The 15,317-nt window shown below is 59.8% G+C and carries 18 protein-coding genes; 5 read left to right on the plus strand and 13 right to left on the minus strand.

Going from position 1 to position 15,317, the window contains the following annotated elements:
- Positions 1–31 precede the first annotated feature (31 nt).
- The 9 genes from FEZ60_RS25185 to FEZ60_RS25225 form a co-directional block, all read right to left on the minus strand.
- Complete coding sequence (locus tag FEZ60_RS25185; protein WP_172937289.1) at positions 32–199, minus strand: hypothetical protein; 168 nt, start codon at positions 197–199, stop codon at positions 32–34.
- Positions 196–786, minus strand: coding sequence for a DnaB-like helicase N-terminal domain-containing protein (locus tag FEZ60_RS25190; RefSeq protein WP_172937344.1), 591 nt, complete (start codon positions 784–786; stop codon positions 196–198). Before FEZ60_RS25190 ends, FEZ60_RS25185 begins: the two co-directional genes overlap by 4 nt.
- On the minus strand, positions 786–1,013 hold the full coding sequence (nrdH, locus tag FEZ60_RS25195) for a glutaredoxin-like protein NrdH (protein WP_172937345.1): 228 nt from the start codon (positions 1,011–1,013) through the stop codon (positions 786–788). The genes FEZ60_RS25190 and nrdH overlap by 1 nt, the downstream gene beginning before the upstream one ends.
- Positions 1,010–1,420 (minus strand): sigma factor-like helix-turn-helix DNA-binding protein, encoded by a 411-nt coding sequence (locus FEZ60_RS25200; RefSeq protein WP_172937346.1) that lies wholly within the window; start codon positions 1,418–1,420, stop codon positions 1,010–1,012. Before FEZ60_RS25200 ends, nrdH begins: the two co-directional genes overlap by 4 nt.
- A 70-nt stretch (positions 1,421–1,490) precedes the next feature.
- Complete coding sequence (locus FEZ60_RS25205; RefSeq protein ID WP_172937347.1) at positions 1,491–3,080, minus strand: ParB N-terminal domain-containing protein; 1,590 nt, start codon at positions 3,078–3,080, stop codon at positions 1,491–1,493.
- 218 nt (positions 3,081–3,298) lie between these two features.
- The gene (locus FEZ60_RS25210) at positions 3,299–3,703 is read right to left on the minus strand and encodes a hypothetical protein (protein ID WP_242484824.1); all 405 of its coding nucleotides are present in this window, start codon (positions 3,701–3,703) and stop codon (positions 3,299–3,301) included.
- Between the two features lie 90 nt (positions 3,704–3,793).
- On the minus strand, positions 3,794–4,162 hold the full coding sequence (locus FEZ60_RS25215; protein WP_172937348.1) for a hypothetical protein: 369 nt from the start codon (positions 4,160–4,162) through the stop codon (positions 3,794–3,796).
- Between the two features lie 513 nt (positions 4,163–4,675).
- Positions 4,676–5,017: a hypothetical protein gene (locus FEZ60_RS25220; protein WP_172937349.1), complete on the minus strand. Its 342-nt coding sequence runs from the start codon at positions 5,015–5,017 to the stop codon at positions 4,676–4,678.
- A complete protein-coding gene (locus tag FEZ60_RS25225; protein WP_172937350.1) occupies positions 5,014–5,829 on the minus strand; it encodes a hypothetical protein in 816 nt (271 codons plus the stop codon). The genes FEZ60_RS25220 and FEZ60_RS25225 overlap by 4 nt, the downstream gene beginning before the upstream one ends.
- A 145-nt stretch (positions 5,830–5,974) precedes the next feature.
- Here FEZ60_RS25225 and FEZ60_RS25230 point away from each other — a divergent pair, with 145 nt between their 5' ends.
- Positions 5,975–6,964, plus strand: coding sequence for a DUF2971 domain-containing protein (locus FEZ60_RS25230; RefSeq protein WP_172937351.1), 990 nt, complete (start codon positions 5,975–5,977; stop codon positions 6,962–6,964).
- Here FEZ60_RS25230 and FEZ60_RS25235 read toward each other — a convergent pair.
- The 3 genes from FEZ60_RS25235 to FEZ60_RS25245 form a co-directional block, all read right to left on the minus strand.
- A complete protein-coding gene (locus tag FEZ60_RS25235) occupies positions 6,961–7,677 on the minus strand; it encodes an SOS response-associated peptidase (RefSeq protein ID WP_172937366.1) in 717 nt (238 codons plus the stop codon). The genes FEZ60_RS25230 and FEZ60_RS25235 overlap by 4 nt on opposite strands.
- A gap of 286 nt (positions 7,678–7,963) precedes the next feature.
- Positions 7,964–8,797 carry an RNA ligase family protein gene (locus tag FEZ60_RS25240; protein WP_242484825.1) on the minus strand — a complete coding sequence of 278 codons (834 nt, stop codon included), beginning with the start codon at positions 8,795–8,797 and terminating at the stop codon, positions 7,964–7,966.
- Positions 8,798–9,038: 241 nt separating this feature from the next.
- The gene (locus tag FEZ60_RS25245) at positions 9,039–9,488 is read right to left on the minus strand and encodes a MarR family transcriptional regulator (protein ID WP_172937353.1); all 450 of its coding nucleotides are present in this window, start codon (positions 9,486–9,488) and stop codon (positions 9,039–9,041) included.
- 54 nt (positions 9,489–9,542) lie between these two features.
- Here FEZ60_RS25245 and FEZ60_RS25250 point away from each other — a divergent pair, with 54 nt between their 5' ends.
- Positions 9,543–9,917: a cupin domain-containing protein gene (locus FEZ60_RS25250; RefSeq protein ID WP_172937354.1), complete on the plus strand. Its 375-nt coding sequence runs from the start codon at positions 9,543–9,545 to the stop codon at positions 9,915–9,917.
- Positions 9,918–10,539: 622 nt separating this feature from the next.
- Here FEZ60_RS25250 and FEZ60_RS25255 read toward each other — a convergent pair.
- Entirely contained in the window at positions 10,540–11,001 is a 462-nt protein-coding gene (locus tag FEZ60_RS25255; protein ID WP_172937355.1) for a MarR family transcriptional regulator, read from the minus strand.
- Between the two features lie 355 nt (positions 11,002–11,356).
- Between FEZ60_RS25255 and FEZ60_RS25260 the strand changes: the two genes are divergently transcribed.
- The 3 genes from FEZ60_RS25260 to FEZ60_RS25270 form a co-directional block, all read left to right on the plus strand.
- The gene (locus FEZ60_RS25260) at positions 11,357–12,238 is read left to right on the plus strand and encodes an alpha/beta fold hydrolase (protein ID WP_172937356.1); all 882 of its coding nucleotides are present in this window, start codon (positions 11,357–11,359) and stop codon (positions 12,236–12,238) included.
- Between the two features lie 617 nt (positions 12,239–12,855).
- A complete protein-coding gene (locus FEZ60_RS25265) occupies positions 12,856–14,280 on the plus strand; it encodes an ABC transporter substrate-binding protein (RefSeq protein WP_242484826.1) in 1,425 nt (474 codons plus the stop codon).
- A 214-nt stretch (positions 14,281–14,494) separates the two neighbouring features.
- Positions 14,495–15,317, plus strand: an 823-nt coding sequence (locus tag FEZ60_RS25270; RefSeq protein WP_172937358.1) for an ABC transporter permease, incomplete at its 3' end; no start/stop codon positions are given.

The raw sequence follows: 15,317 nt of genomic DNA on the forward strand, positions 1-15,317 counted from the left end.
TCGCCAGAAATAACCCTCGGTGTGGGTCGGATCAGAACAAGGTGTCTTGTGCGTTCTGGGCTGCAACGTCGGTGCGACGCTCGTACTCGGTGGCGAGGGATTGCGCGGCCGCACCTGAGCACCCCATTTCGATGCCGATTTGGTCCCAGCTCGCCCCGTCACACCGCATCTGCCAGGCGTCTCGTTCGTCGTCGTTCACAGCTGACCTCCTCTGATCTTGGTGAGTCGTTCGGTTGCCTCTCGGAGTTGGCGTCCGTGAGCGCACATGTGCTCGTAGAGGTCCCTCTCCGGCAGATACTTGGCCGCTTCTGCCAATGATTTTGCGGCGGCATGGAATCCGCGCCGGTACGCCTGCGTGAGCACTGCGTCGATGTAGTGCTCAACACCTCCCGCGACTCCGAGAGTGGTCACATCGGCCAGTGCCGTCGTCAACTGCTTTCCGTGGTGTCCGGCGGTCAGCCCTTCCCTGCTCAAGGTCAGTGCGACGTGCGCCGAGTCGTGGGGCTTACCTGCCGCGACGAGAGTAATGATCTGCCCGTACAGGGCCGCATAGACGGGCCGCTCGAAGTCCTCGGGGGTAATCGTCTCGACTACTCGCCGCGCTTCGTGGGGCTGCGCCCAGAGCACCGCACAGAGCAGTTGCGCTTCCACGTCCAGACGCGGATCGTCGTCCATGTCGTCGGCCGAGATAGCGTCATGTGGGTCAGAGATAGCGTCATGTGGGTCAAGCGCGAGGGAAGTCATCGGGGAGTCCTCTTGTCGGTGCCAGTTGTCGGTCTCGTTCATCAGGCTGCACCCAGCTCCTTGATGCGATCCGGGCGGAATCCACTCCAATGTGCTTCGCCTGCAACGACAACCGGTGCTTGCAGATATCCCAGGCTCATGACGTAGTCCCTGGCCTGAGTGTCCTCGGTGATGTCGATGATGTTGTAGTCGATCCCGGCTTGGTCGAGGGCTCGGTAGGTGGCATTGCATTGAACGCAGGCGGGCTTGGTGTAGACGGTCACGCTCATGATCTTCTCCCCTGGTTGTCTGTGGTGGCGCGGTTTTCGAGTTGTGAGACCCGCTGCGGACTGATCTGCAAAATGGTGCCCACGTCGCGTACTGACAGTCCGCGTTCTCGAAGCTTGCGCACCACCGCTCTCATTGCGGTCGATGCGTTTTCCGCTGCTCGCTGTGCGTCGCGGCTGAGCTTCTTCGCCTCGTCGATGTCCCTCGTCATTGCGGGGTCGTCGAGGTCGTAGTCCACGGCTTCGACCTCGACTTGATCCGGGGAAATTCCTTCGAGCACGGCAACTGCGTCGGCCGCGTGGGCGGATACCTGATCGAGACGCTTGGCCTGTGTGAATGCGCCGTCTACCTCGGGAATCTCGACGGCCCACCAGCCTTCGGATCGTCGGGCTTTCGCGGTGATTTTCACTTCCCTGTCCCGTCCATACTATAAGTTTAGACCCCTCTACTTATAAAGTAAAGGGGTCTAGACACCTTTGTCAGTCCAGGTCAACCTGCTTATCGGTGCGTTGCCCCGCCATAACTTCCTCGACAGGTGTCAGCTCGTGCCCCTGCTCGGCCAGAAAGGTCAGGTACTCCACGCACCCAGCGGGCACGGACCGCCACCCGTCTTTCTCGATGCGCGATTCCTGCGCTGCGAGCACCATTGCCAAAGTGATGACCTGGGCGCGGGCGGGACTGGCTTTGGCGATCATGTCGGTCACTGCGACGGTGACGTACGAACTCTTCGAGTTGAGCGGAAGGATCTCCTTCAGAACACCGTGGACCTTGTATTCACCCAGGATTCCCGGATGACCAGCAAGGATCGTGGCGACGTAGACAGAGGCTGCTTTCGGCGGGGTTTTGGCCGCCACCAGCTCCGTCAGGAACTTGCGGCGCACGGCGGTCGCGGCCTCTGCCTTGAGGTTGAGAATTCGCACCTTGCGGCGCTCGATGCGCTGCTGCTCCTCCATTTCGAGCTGACGTCGCTTGGCTTCGGCTTCGGCGCTCTCCTCGACGGCAAAGTCGCCGGCACTTGCCTCCCCTGCTCGTACTGCCGCCATGATCGGAGAAAGGTGCAATCCTGCGGCCTCGGGGTCCGCGCACACGTACTCGGCGTTCCAGATGTCCTCGATGGTGACGGTGTTGACGTGCACGCAACCGTCTTCGGGTTCGATGCTTTCGTCTTCGTTGTTCCAATCGACTGTGTCCTCGTCGATCGGCAATCCGGTCGTGTTGTCGGTGATGAGCTGCTCTTTCGACAACACCACGGTCCAGGCTGCTGCGTTGGCCTCGATGTGCTCGAGCGTGACTGCTCCACCGTCTGCGGTCTGGAGGTCGGCGACTGCCAAGACCTTGCTGCCGTAGCCGGGATGCTGATCGAGGACGGTGTATCCCTTGTCTTGGTACGGCTTCGCTGCCTCCTCGAACGCTTCCTGCTCGATCCGCTGCGCCCGCAACTGCTCCGCGTACGCGAAGAACCCGCGCCCCCAACTCCTGCTGAGCAGCACCTGAACAGCATCCCCGTCGTCGTCGAACTCGGCGATGATCGCGGCCTTCTCGAAGTCGAGCTGCCGTTCGTCCACCGACTGACGGGCAACCGCCGACCGCCCCACCTTCGCGGCGTTCTCCACCCAGTCCTTGTCCACGTGGATCGCCTTGACGACTTTGGAAACCGGAAATCCCAGGTCCAGAAGTTTCGTCACACCTGCGGCCCGCTGGCCGGGTGTGAGCGCAAGCCTGTTGTCGTTGGCTTCCATCTGCGCGATAACGCGGGTGACGTTGCGCTGCCGCTCGTCTGCGGCGGTATCGAGTCGCACGATGACCGGGATCGAGTCCACGCCGGCTTCTCGGGCTGCGAGGGTGCGGCGCTGACCGTCACGGACGACGATCCGACCGTCTGCGTACTGGACTGCGCTGATCGCTTCGAGTACTCCGTGCTCACGGATCGACTCCACAAACTCGGGTGTGGCCGTCAGATCGACCTGGTCTCGGACGTTGTCCCCGATGTCGAGGTCACTCGGATCTAGTCGGACGAAGATTTCGCCGTCGAGGTCTATTGCTCGGGGGCCGTTGAGAATTGCGGTCATGAGTGTCTCTCTCCTAAGATTCGGTTTCAAGACACCGGGCAGATAGTCGCTGCCCGGTGTCTTGCTGTTCCGGGGTACGTCGGTGGTCAGAGTCGGTCGTCCAGGGGTACGGACCGGGAAGCCTTCGCCCAGGCGATATCGGTGTCGCTGGGCAAATCGGTCATGATCGTTCCTGTCTGTTCGTGGGCTATGCAGGGACTGGGTGAGAACGTGAGTGGCTACGAGAGCCAATGCCAGTACAGCCAGTTCACCCAGTCGGCGGTGAACGTGCCAGGGAAGTGGGCGTAGTACTCCCAGCCGTAGGTCGGGTCACCGGTGGTCGGCGCCAGCTGCGTCTGCACATCCACCCACCAGGAGGTTTGCCCGTTGATCAGGCCGCGCCCGATCCGGATGTTGTTCCCCTCCGGGGTATATCGGAGGTAGCCGTCCTCGAGGTCCCAGTAGGAGCGGGCCTCGTCGGGGTCCATGTCGCACAGGATGGTCTCGTGGTCGGCGTACTGCTGCGCGATGCGGGGCAGGTCGACCTCGGTGAACGGGTCGAGTTCGGCGGTGCGCCAGCTGGGTGCGTTCATCGTGATTTCCAGGGTGCGGTCCGGGAGTGCGATGCCGGGTTGGTGCCTCATGCGGTTCCTCTTTCGTATCAGGTTCGGATTCACAGCACCGGGCAGATAGTCGCTGCCCGGTGCCATGTGATTCCGGGGGTGTCGGGCGATCTAGGCGCTGTGAGGAGCATGGACAGCGTGTCGAACCTTCTCCAGCTCGGACCGATCGTCTCCGAGCCACCCACTCCAGTCATTGTGTTGGTCACGCAGTCCTTCGGCTTCTTCCGATTTACCCAGCGCGCCAAGCAATTCGGCGGTGGCGTCGATCTCGTCGCAATTCAGCACTCCACCGAGGTGGTAGCGGGAAAGTGTGGAGTCGAACGTCTCTGCCCACTTGTCAGCCTTGTACAGGACGGTTTGCAAATCGTGCACTTTGAGAGCCTTTCGCTCGATGGTGGTTTCGTGTTCCAGTTCGGCACGGGCATCGTCGGGGCTGTTGGTGATGACTCCGTTGACGACGAAATCTGCTGTGCTGTGCATGTTTTCCTCTTTCTCAGTGTGTGCAAGGTTGCGGGATTGGGGAAGCTTCATTACTCCCAGTTGACGCACCTTGCGGCGCTGTCGTGCATCCGAGGGCAGGAGTAATCACCGCAGCCGCAGGTCAGGCCGGCGTAGTGGTTGGTCGCTGCGTTGAAGTCATCACCCTGTTTGAAGTGGTAACCGTTCACTGTCGTGACCTTTCGCTCGTGTCCGGACCCTCTCGGTGGCCCCTGACAATCTTTTTTCCGTTCTGACATGGAGCTCCGGATCGGCGGAGTAGGGAGCGGCGCAATGCTTGGGCCGCAAAGTTTTTCAGCGAAGCATCTTTGAAAAAGTTTTCGGAGCCGTAGGCCGGCGAAGCCGCCAGGGGTTGCGCCGGGACCGCCGTCGATCAGGATCGGAAGGACAGAAAGGAAAAGGATCTTTTCGCTTTTACAGAGCGGAGCGCAGCGGAGCATCCTCTTGGGGGACACCGAAGGTGGCCGTGCCGCCGGGCAGGCGGATCGGAAACAGCTACTGATCGCGGTGTAGCTCGTCGATGCTGACTGCGTCCTCGCTCACGCACAGGTCAAGGGTGATGCGATTCTGTCCGTTTCCGCTGGTTGCGTCCACCTGAATCACGGCCACCCAGCTCCCTGAGCTGGTCTGGAACCACGCGTATTGCCGCGCTGGCATGATGCCTTGAAGATTCACAGCGCAGGCTTTCACGCGCAGAGTTACGTGATCGGCTCGTCTGCTGATGCGGGCGAGTCCGAGCGCAACGTCCATGTCCACGAACACGTTTCTGGGCGGGTCGAACCTGCGAATGGTGGGGTGGTTCGGCCATTGGTCAATCCAGCCGTCTGCGTTGATCACAGCGCCTTCCGCAGGGGTGCATCTCCGGGGGCGGCGGTGACTACCGGTGCGACGGATCGCCAAACCGAGATGCCGGCCTCTTCCCGGATCTCCATGCGTCCTGTGCGCCGTTGGAATCCTTTGCCGATAGCCGCGACGTCGAGCTGGACAGAAGTCACGCGCCCGCGCCCTTCCCCCAGCCCTGCATATCCGGCCACCCTCGACTCGATCCGCAGATCCGGGCCGTCCCACTGACCTTGCGTGACAACGAGAACGCTGCCCTTCGACCTTGCTCGTGCCACGACCGCTCTTGCTCGCGAGGGTGTGACTGCGGCGCCAGAAAGCCCGAGTATTACCAGTTCAAAGCCATCTAGAAGCACTGCCGCGACCTCAACAGCGGAGTCCTTCGGGTCGGAAATCAGCCCGATCTTCGATAGATCCGCTCCCTGCTCGGATGCCGCGAGGAGACCCAGGGTGGGCATTCCGATCACGGCTGCGTGCCCGCCGCTGGCCGTGACGGAAGCGAGTAGCCCGATCAGGACGGAGTTCGCTCCGGAGATGCCAACGACGGTGCCTCTCGCGAGCCCACGGTGAGGAAGTAGATCGCCGATCGGCGGGGGCACCGGCAGCGTTCGCAGCGTTGACTGTGCGGTGGCAACGATCGGCGTTGGTTCGCGGTCATCGACGCTGCGGAGCATCACCGAAGGCGTAGCGGGTTCAGTTCCGTCCGAGCGGGCGGGTATCGACGCCATCTTCCGGCGTAGCTGGTCGAGTTTCTCCGCTTTACTGAGTGCGGTTGTGACTGGTGCGATCCGGTCGGACAGTTCAGTCATGATGATCTGACCTCGCTTTCAGCTGCCGCAGCCTTGACACCATACACGTTACTCGCACATGTGTTCGATTCCTTGTGGGTGTTTGTCTCTAGGGGATGCACCGTAAATGCCCGAAGGAGATAGACCCGTGTGATGGACTTCCTCCGTGAACGCACCATCCGCTCCGGAACTTCCTGGGACCCTGTGGCATTACACCGACGCAGCAGGTCTGCTCGGCATCTTGGGAAATGAAGTCAAATCCGCTGACCCGAACATCGTCGGGTCAGGCAGTTACAAACCTGTCTTGTGGGCGTCCGCGGCCCAGTTCCTCAATGATCGACGGGAGCTGGTTCACGGCCTCGAACTGGTTAATAACTTCGTCAAGGATGGACTCACAAGGGCCGACCTGTGGGCGAGCGCGCCCCCCACTACCCAAGCACCACCGGGAGCCGATTGGGTCACCAACAGTTGGCACACCCTTTTCAACTCAACCATGGCTGCAAACCCGACAGGCATCGATTTTCTTAAGGAAATTTGCCGAACACTCGACCTGATCATCGATCGCAAATATGAGACCTACCTGCACTGTTGCACGGTCTCGTTCTCCGAGAATCCGGACGTTCTTAGTCAGTGGCGCGCTTATGGCAACGGCATCGGTGGATTCTCCATCGGTTTCGACCCGAGCAAGTTTCCCCGATCGGACGGGTCTCCGGTCCATCTCTCAGGCTTAGGGCTACACAAGGTGCAGTACACAAGAAATGAGTTGACTCCGGCTCTGAAAACCGCCGTGCTCGAACTTTTCACCACCGAGCTCACCCGGCGTGGACACTCGGTCAATCCAGGAAATCTGAGCACTGCTGTACAGAACCTGGCGTTCTACGCTGCAAGCGTCAAACACCAGGGATTCGAGGAAGAACACGAATGGCGCTTCATCGAACCCGGCTCTTTCGACGCGCCAGAGTTCCGTGCAACTCCTTCGGGCCTCGTCCCGTATCGCAAGCTCGACGAGTTACCTAGTGATGCAGTCACAGGTTTGTATGTCGGCCCGGGACCGCAGCAGTACGAAAATCTGGTGGCAGCAAAGTCTCTTCTGCTGCGGTATGGCTACGAAGCCGCCAGTAATAATGTTCAGCTGTCGGATACACCGTTCCGTTAAGTTCCAACGGGCTCAAGCAAGCTCGGATTGTTGTTCTTCGGGCTGTTGACCGCGGTCGAGACTTCGTAGGGTTCGAGATGCGGCTCCGGAACGGAGTTGATCATCGCCTGGACCTCACCTTTGTCGGTGAGGTTCGGGTCGAGCCAGTGCTCCCAGAACGTTTCGGGCAGGATCAGCGGTGATCGGTCGTGGATGTGTCCGGTGGCGTCGGTGGCCGGGCGAGTGAGCACGGTGCAGGTCCATACCCATTTATTTGGATCATCTTCGGGCAGTTCGGGATCGGGCCACAGCTCGTAGAGCCCTGCCATTGCGACCACGTCACCTTCCCCATGCAGGAAGTACGGGATCTTCTTGCCTGCTTCGCTTTTCATCCATTCGTAGTACCCTGCTGCGGGAATAATAGTGCGACGTTTCGAGGCGCTACTTCTGAATGACGGCTTCTCGGTGACGGTTTCGCTGCGGGCATTGATGAGCTTCGATGCCATCTTTCGATCTTTTGCCCATGCTGGGAGCAGCCCCCAATTCACTGTCCTGAGCTGGCGCTGTGGTTCCGAGTCGGGTTCCTCGTGTGGGGTTCGTTCGAGGATCACGCGGACAGGTTGTGTGGGGGCGACGTTGTAGGACGGTGGGAGTTCGTCGCCAACGGTTTGCATGGTGTCGAACATGGACTGTAATTCTTTGTCGGTACTAGTGCTCGCGTAGCGACCGCACATCGCCTGACCTCCTCGTTGTCGATTCCTTCCCCATTGAACAACGGCGGTCCGACTTTCGTGCTCGTTGTCAGTCCTCAAGTTTCTGTAGGGCCACGTGGCCGTTGGAATAGCTCTTGGCCAGGGTTCGTTGTAGAGGCTGTCGGTGTTCGGTTCTTTGCCCCGGGTACCACCCCAGAAATGCCGCTTCGAGCGGCCACTTGCCGAGAGGCGCAAGACGGGCACCGACCTTTTGGAAGCCGCTGGACATCTTCGGGTGCCGGCGGCTTCGTCTTGAGCGGGGGTTCGCTCAGTGTCGGCCGGGGAGGTCTACTTCGTTGGCCGATTTGTCGTTGCGCAGCCCTTTGTAGCTTGGGTGCCTGAGTGCACCACCGACGTATTCGCGGTACTCGACGTCACAGACATAGATCGGGGCTGACCACCGTGCCACTCTCCCTATTGCGGAAGGCGGCGCGATTGCGAATGGACTGGTGGGCCGCTCGATTTCGATGAGTTTGTCACGCAGCTCCCGGCGCTGCCTGAAGGAAAATCCGGTGCCTACATTTCCGATGTAGACGAGTGAGCCTGAATCGTCGTGGGCGCCGAGGATCAGCGATCCGATGCCGCCGGCCGCACCGCCCGAACCCTCGACGAGCCCGCAGATTATGGCCTCGCAATTAGCTCTGATCGGGGTCTTTATCCAGCTCGGAGATCGTTTCCCCGGCTGATACGTGGAGTTGATACCTTTCGCGATTATCCCTTCGAGGTGATGCTTCTTCGCGACCTCGAGCATGGCTGCGCCATCGACGTTAAGCCAGAACGGAGGGACTTTGATGCGCGGGTTTTCGATGCTGAGACTGTCGAGTGCCTCTCGGCGCTCGAGGTACGTCAGTTCGGTGGTCGAGGTGCCGTCGATGTCGAGGATGTCGAACACGTAGTAGGTGGTCAAGGCTGCGTTTCGCAGTTGAGTGTTGGGTTTGCGGACATGCATTCTGCGTTGCAGCTTGGCGAAGGATGGAACACCTTTGTCGAGGGCGACGATTTCGCCGTCGAGGACGATTTCGCGGTGATCGAGCGCACCTTTGAGGGCGTCGACGAGTTCGGGGAATGACTCGCTGACGTCGTTGCCATTACGCGACCACAAGGCGGGTTTTTTCGTGCCTGTGGTGGCGATCGCCCGCATTCCATCCCACTTGCTCTCCCAGGCCCTTAACTGCACTAGGCAGAGGGCATCTGCCGTTGGCCATGGCCTTCAAACGACCAGGCACAGTCGGAATCGACAACACTGCCGGAGATCAACACCATTTCCGATCACTAACGCGTCGACGCGCCGCCCTCGCGTCTCCAACAAAGATGCGAGGGCGTCCTGGGCAAACCTGTTCAGGTCACCAGACAGGGCGTGGTGTCCCGTCTCTCCCGATCTCCTGGAGTGCGTGTACCAACGATGCCATCGTGTCTGCGCCCAGTGTCATGCTCGCTGCGTTCCATCGGGAGAGGGCTGCGTCGGTAGCCGCATCGGTTACGTCGACACCCGCGGAGGTAAGTCGTACGAGCTGCGATCGACGGTCGTGCGGGTGCGGCTGCTTGTTCACATACCCCGAGGTCACCAGCTCGTCGACGATCACCGCCGCGGATTGTTTCGTGATGCCCAGGTGGGCGGCGATTTCGCTGACCGTGGCCCCGTTGCCGGCGACTCGCTGAAAGACCAGGCCATGCGCCGGACGTAGCGTCAGATGTCCCTTCGCGACGACCGCAGCGTTGACCTGCTCGGCCAGGGCAGATGCGCTGCGCATCAACAACATCAGCAAATCGGCGCGGGGTTCGTCCCTTGACATGTCGTCAGTCTACCTGTCCAATAAAGACAGTTAAACTGACGAAAGGACGTCGACATGCCGATCCGAAAAAACGGGGACCATCACACCCACCAGCTGCACGGCGCACAATTTCACTCCTATGTAGCACCCTCACGCGGCAGTCGACAGCTATGCGCCTGGCGCACGGAGCTCGCTCCCGGCACTGCCGGAACACCGCACACGGTCTCACACGAGGAGGTCTTCCTTGTACTCCATGGCTCGCCCGCGATCACCCTGGATGACCAGCGAACCGAACTCTCTGTTGGAGACGTTGTACTGGTTCCGGAGTCCGCGACAGTTCAGCTCGACAATCCGGGTAAAAGCACTGCCGCACTGTGGGTGACGACATCGGCAGGCTTGACCGCCGTCACTGCCGACGGCGGAACCGTAACGCCTCCATGGACCCGTTAAACACGTCCGTGCCAACAGCTTCCGGAATATTCTCACCATCCGATACCGATCAGGCATTTCTAACGGCGTTCAACCGCCCGCGAGCTCGATGCTCGAGCCCCTCGGTTCGCCGCCTCTTCGAGACGGCTAACAAGAGCCTGCTTGCCGCTCGGTCGCTCGGCGGAGCGGGTCGCTCGGCTCGTACGACTACGAGCTTGTTGGAGTTAGTCGAGTCTACTTTCGGCATTGGCGACGACCCGTCCGACGAGGTCGCATACGCCGCGCAAGACTGCCACGCCCGCGTCTCCGCGTACTAGCTGGCCATTGGTTGTGTCAAAGTCCAGAATCAGTCAACCGACGTCACCTGCAGAGAACCAAAGTGGCGACATGAATCGACAGGCCGAGCATGATCGAAGCTGGTGACCCGGGTGCCCAGCGCCCATGCAAACAGACACACGACCTCGCCCACAGCCGGATCATCTGGCTGTGGGCGGGCCACTACGGAGACGAAGGTCCGGGGCCACGCTAGCTGCGGAGTAGCCCTGATCAAGGTCGGCCGTAGCGTAAGCCGCGCACCGACGTCCGCTCCCCGCTCTCCAGCGTGACGCCGCCGAAGTGCGAAAAAGCAGGTTCGACAGCTAGGTTATGACTGCTCCTGGAAGAGCGCCTTGGCGACCCGCTCAATCGTGATGATGCTACTGAAAAGTTCCTCGCCGATGGCTTTTCGCAGATCGTCCTCGATCCCCGCAGCCAGCTCGTCCGCCTCGTCCACGGTCTTTACTCCAAGAAGAGTCAGTCGCACCTCAACAAGTTTTTGGTGAATGGGAGAAGCCTGGCGATTGATGAGACCTTTACCCTCGAGGGTGGTCAGCATGGTCGCAATCGACTGCGGTGTACCCAAACCCGTTCGCGAAAGCTGCGCCGCCGAGCTTGGCTCGAGGTGTTTGACCGACAGGAGCGTGGAGTACTGCGCCACGGTGATACCCAGCGGTTGGAGCGCCGCAGCCTTGGCGTCAATGAGTAGCCGCGCTATTCGTCTTACATGTGTACCGATTCGGTCATCAAGGACCTCGGACAGGTGGCCAATGCCATCGTTCTCCGCCACTGCCCCTCCTTCTTGTATGGATTCGCTGTCTTGGCAGCATACTGTTTTGGGAACCCCAACGCCGCGCGGAGGCCAGTTCCGGTGTAGCTGCCACGGACAATCCGACCCGGACGTTCCGATGAAGTTCAAATCGGCACGAAGCACACATTCTGCCAACAAGTAGATTGCTGTTACATAAATGGTATCGACTAGATGACAGAACCCTGTTATCTTTCAGTCGTTGATGATGCTGAGACATGAAGACGAGGTTCGGCGGGAGTCGTTCGGCGATGAATCGGCTTTCCGCGGTATCGAGCGATCTCGGGTGCATGCAGCATCCGATGATCTGAAACTGTTGTGGGATAGGAGTTTCGAGATGGATGAGTCTACTTCCGGTGGCCTCTCGGCGAATGAGTTGTACGAGAGCACCAAGCGAGAAGTTATTACAGACAAGGGGGTGTTGCATTACCACGAGGCGGGAAAGGGACCGCCCCTCCTCCTACTGCACGGCTCCGGCATCGGAGTCAGCGGGTGGCGCAACTACCGAGGAAACTTGGACGTGTTTGCGGAGCACTTTCATTGCTACATCCTCGAGTTCCCCGGATTCGGCATCAGTGACTCTGTCGGCGGACAGCCCATGATGACAGCTGCCTCGTCAGTAGTCCGTTTCATGAAGACCCTGAAGATTGAAGCGGCCGCAATTATCGGAAATTCCATGGGCGGTATCGTCGGCGCAAATGTGGCCATGACGCACCCGCATCTGGTAACAAAGCTCGTCACCATCGGCGGGATAGGTCCAAATATCTTCAGCCAGAACCCAAGTGAGGGCACCCGACTGTTGCAGGAGTTCGCGGACGGTCCCAGCCGCGAGAAACTGGTCCGCTGGCTCAACTGCATGGTCTACGATCCCGCAGTAATTACCGACGAGCGGATAGACGAACGTTGGGAAGCCTCCAGCGATCCGGCATCACATGAATCTCTGTCAGCGATGTACGGCTCCAAAGCCATCGCAGAGCGGCAACATTCCATGGGAAACTCAGATACGCCCCCGTATTGGTCGATGCTGCACAAGGTGAAATGCCCGACATTGCTGACCTGGGGGCGGGACGACCGGCAATGCCCACCCGATATGGCGATGATCCCGATGAGATACATCCCCAATGCCGAGTTGCACATATTCCCGAACTGCGGACACTGGGTGATGATCGAAGCCCAGGAGGCATTCGAGCGGATCACCACCGAGTTCCTTCTCCGCTGATCGGTGATTGCACGCCGACATTCAGTGCTGCCGTTCAGCGGAGAACTAGCACCCCTGTTTGCACCTGATCCTGAGGATGAGCGCGCATCGACAGGCACCAAAGCGCTGCTCTCGGCGGAGTCCAGCCAGGTGCACAGCGGCATGACGGTCGTGAAATAGGTGAGGGCTCTCGGTAACGCATGAGTGGTCGCTGGACACGTATGCGCCGAGAGACTGTCATGCCGTTGTGCATCTGGTTAGAAACCCCGCGTTATCGCCCCTGCCCGTCCAATCTGGCAGCCGAGCTGCACAAAGGAGAAAGCTTCTGTGTTGCAATCACTTTCAAATTAGTCCGTCGATTATCGCCTCAGTGCAAGCGGACGTTTCATCGCTAGCGACCAACCTCGACAGACGTCATGACCGATGTCGCGTCTGCGAAGAAAAGAGAAGAGTACATGCGCGGTAAATCGATATACGGCAGGTCACTGGCGGCGATGCTGGTTGCGAGCACACTTGTACTCGCGGGTTGCGCTAGTGCCACAAGCGGCGACACGGACGCTGGAGATAGTCAGAGGCCTCCGCAAGCAGGATTGGTCAATGAACAGGAAACGAGCGGAAACCCCGTTGATACGGGAGAATTGAGCTTTAGCACGCAGTCCCTGGCGACTGTTCTTGATCCGGCAAAGACTGCCGCGCGCGGTGAGAGCGGAGGTTCTGAGTTGGCTGCCGCGTATGACGTTCTGCTGCGGTACGACAGCGAGACCAATGAATTTCAGCCCCGCTTGGCTGAGTCGTTGACACAGGACCCCGGCGGACTGCAATGGACATTGAAGTTGCGGCCGGGCGTGACATTCAGCGACGGCACTCCACTAGACGCGGATGCTGTAATCCACAGCTTCAACCGCTATACCTCGGCGAAGGGTGACGGTGCAGCGATCTGGGCGGACGCAGTCGAAGCGACAACGGCAGTAGACCCTCAAACTGTGGAAGTGAGATTGCGCAAATCGTGGACCACGTTCCCTTCAGTGCTCGCCTTAGGCTACGGGATGATCGTCGCACCAAGCGCTGGCGAGGGGGAGGCTTTCAAGCCGGTCGGAGCGGGCCCTTTCGTTCTAGATCACTACTCCCCCAACGAAGAACGTGTGTTCACCGCTCGCAGTGACTATTGGAATGGCAAACCCAACGTTGCGCGCCTTCGGTTCATTGCTCTGCCGAGTTCGCGACAGAATTTGGAAACGTTGGGGGCCGACGGAGTCGATATCGGATTCCTGCGCGGAGACTCCTCCGCGGTCTACGACACGATCGACAAGGGTTTTCCCGGGTATTTCAATATTCTCAACAGCGGCAGCGCACAGTTGATCAATAACCGCGAGGGTAGGCCGGGCGCGGATGTGAGGGTGCGCAAGGCAATTGCGCTTGCCCTCGACCCAAAGCTCATTGATCAGCGAGGGGAGAACGGAGTCGGCTTACCGACCAAAGCGCTCTTCGACGAGCGCTCGCAGTGGTCCACCGATATTCAAGGGCTACCGTACGACCCTGACGCAGCACGGTCGTTCCTCGACCAAGCCAAAGCCGACGGATACGACGGCACATTGAACTACGTTGCGCTCGAGGACCCTCGTTCCAAAGCGATCGGGCTTGCTGTTCAGTCGCTGCTCCAGGCAGTGGGGTTCACTGTGAACATCGTCCCGGCCAACAATGCCGGCGACATCGTCAAGAAGGTCTATGCCCAGCGCGATTACGATATGGCGCTCGGTGGAATCGGTCTCTACGAGTCGATTCCGTTCCTGGGACTGCAGGGCACACTGGGCAGTAAATCTTCGTCGAACTTCTCCGGCTATTCGAATCCGGAGATGGATGCACTTCTGGTGCAATTGCAGGCTGCCGGGGACGATGATGCGTTCCGGCAGGTCCTCGGGCAGATCCAGACTCTGTGGAACGAAACCGTTCCCAGTGTTCCGACAAGTGCCCTGATGATTTTCGTGGCTTGGCAGAAGGACGTGCATGGGGTGGTGCCGACTGCCACCAACATCATGCTGTTGGACAAGGTGTGGCGTGGATAAGTGTCCTGAGATGGACATATCTCAGTTGGAACGATCCGATTCAGACCGCACGTATCGGTGAGCAGTGAGTAGCAGCTTAAGGCTGCTCAGTGAGCATATAAATGTGTCCGGCCGCGCGGGGTCGCCCTGCGGGGCCGGACACGTTAACCGAGACGAATGAGATACGAGGAATTGCTGTGAATTGCGAGTTGGCTGCCCGAAGGAGACGAAATCTATGAACATCGGCGCAATCGGTAAGAAGTTGGGCCAGCTCGTCATTGTGCTCCTCATCGTCAGTTTCGGAACCTTCGTGCTGGCGTCGTTGATCCCCGGTGACCCGGCGGTCGCGGTATTGGGTGAGGGTCGTACCCCCGCCGAATACGAGGAAATGCGCCAGCAACTCGGACTCAACGATCCACTCCTGGTTCGCTATTGGGACTGGCTGACGAGCGCCCTTACCGGTGATCTCGGTACCTCGCTGGTCCCGCCGCAGCAGGAAGTTCTCTCCGCAATCGGCTCGGCTCTCCCGGTCAGCGTTCAGCTTGCAGTGATGGGTCTTGTCATCGCTCTTGTTGTCGCCGTTCCGCTCGCACTGTGGTCGGCACATCACGAGGGTGGCGTCATCGACCGCGTCATCAGCGCCGCAACGTTCGGTGTTCTCTCGATTCCGAGCTTCCTGGCCGGTTTGCTCCTCATCATGGTGACGGTGAACTGGTTGGGTTGGTTCCCCCGCTCGCAGTGGGTGCGAATCGGGGACAGCATCTCCGGAAACCTATCGCACGCAATACTTCCCGCAATCACCATCAGTCTGCTCGAGATGGCGATGTTCACCCGCGTTCTGCGCAGCGACCTCGTGACCACCTTGCGTGAGGATTACATCCTCGCTTCGAAGGCCAAGGGCATGCCCACGCTGCGCGTCCTGTTCAGTGACGCCTTGCGGCCGTCGTCGTTCTCGCTCATCACCATGATGGGTCTGGCACTCGGCGGCATGATCGGCAGCACCGTCATCGTCGAGACACTGTTCTCGCTGCCCGGTATGGGCACACTCATCGTTCGGG

The sequence above is a fragment of the Rhodococcus sp. MS16 genome, assembly GCF_013277795.1.
In the GTDB taxonomy this organism is placed as follows: domain Bacteria; phylum Actinomycetota; class Actinomycetes; order Mycobacteriales; family Mycobacteriaceae; genus Rhodococcus_F; species Rhodococcus_F globerula.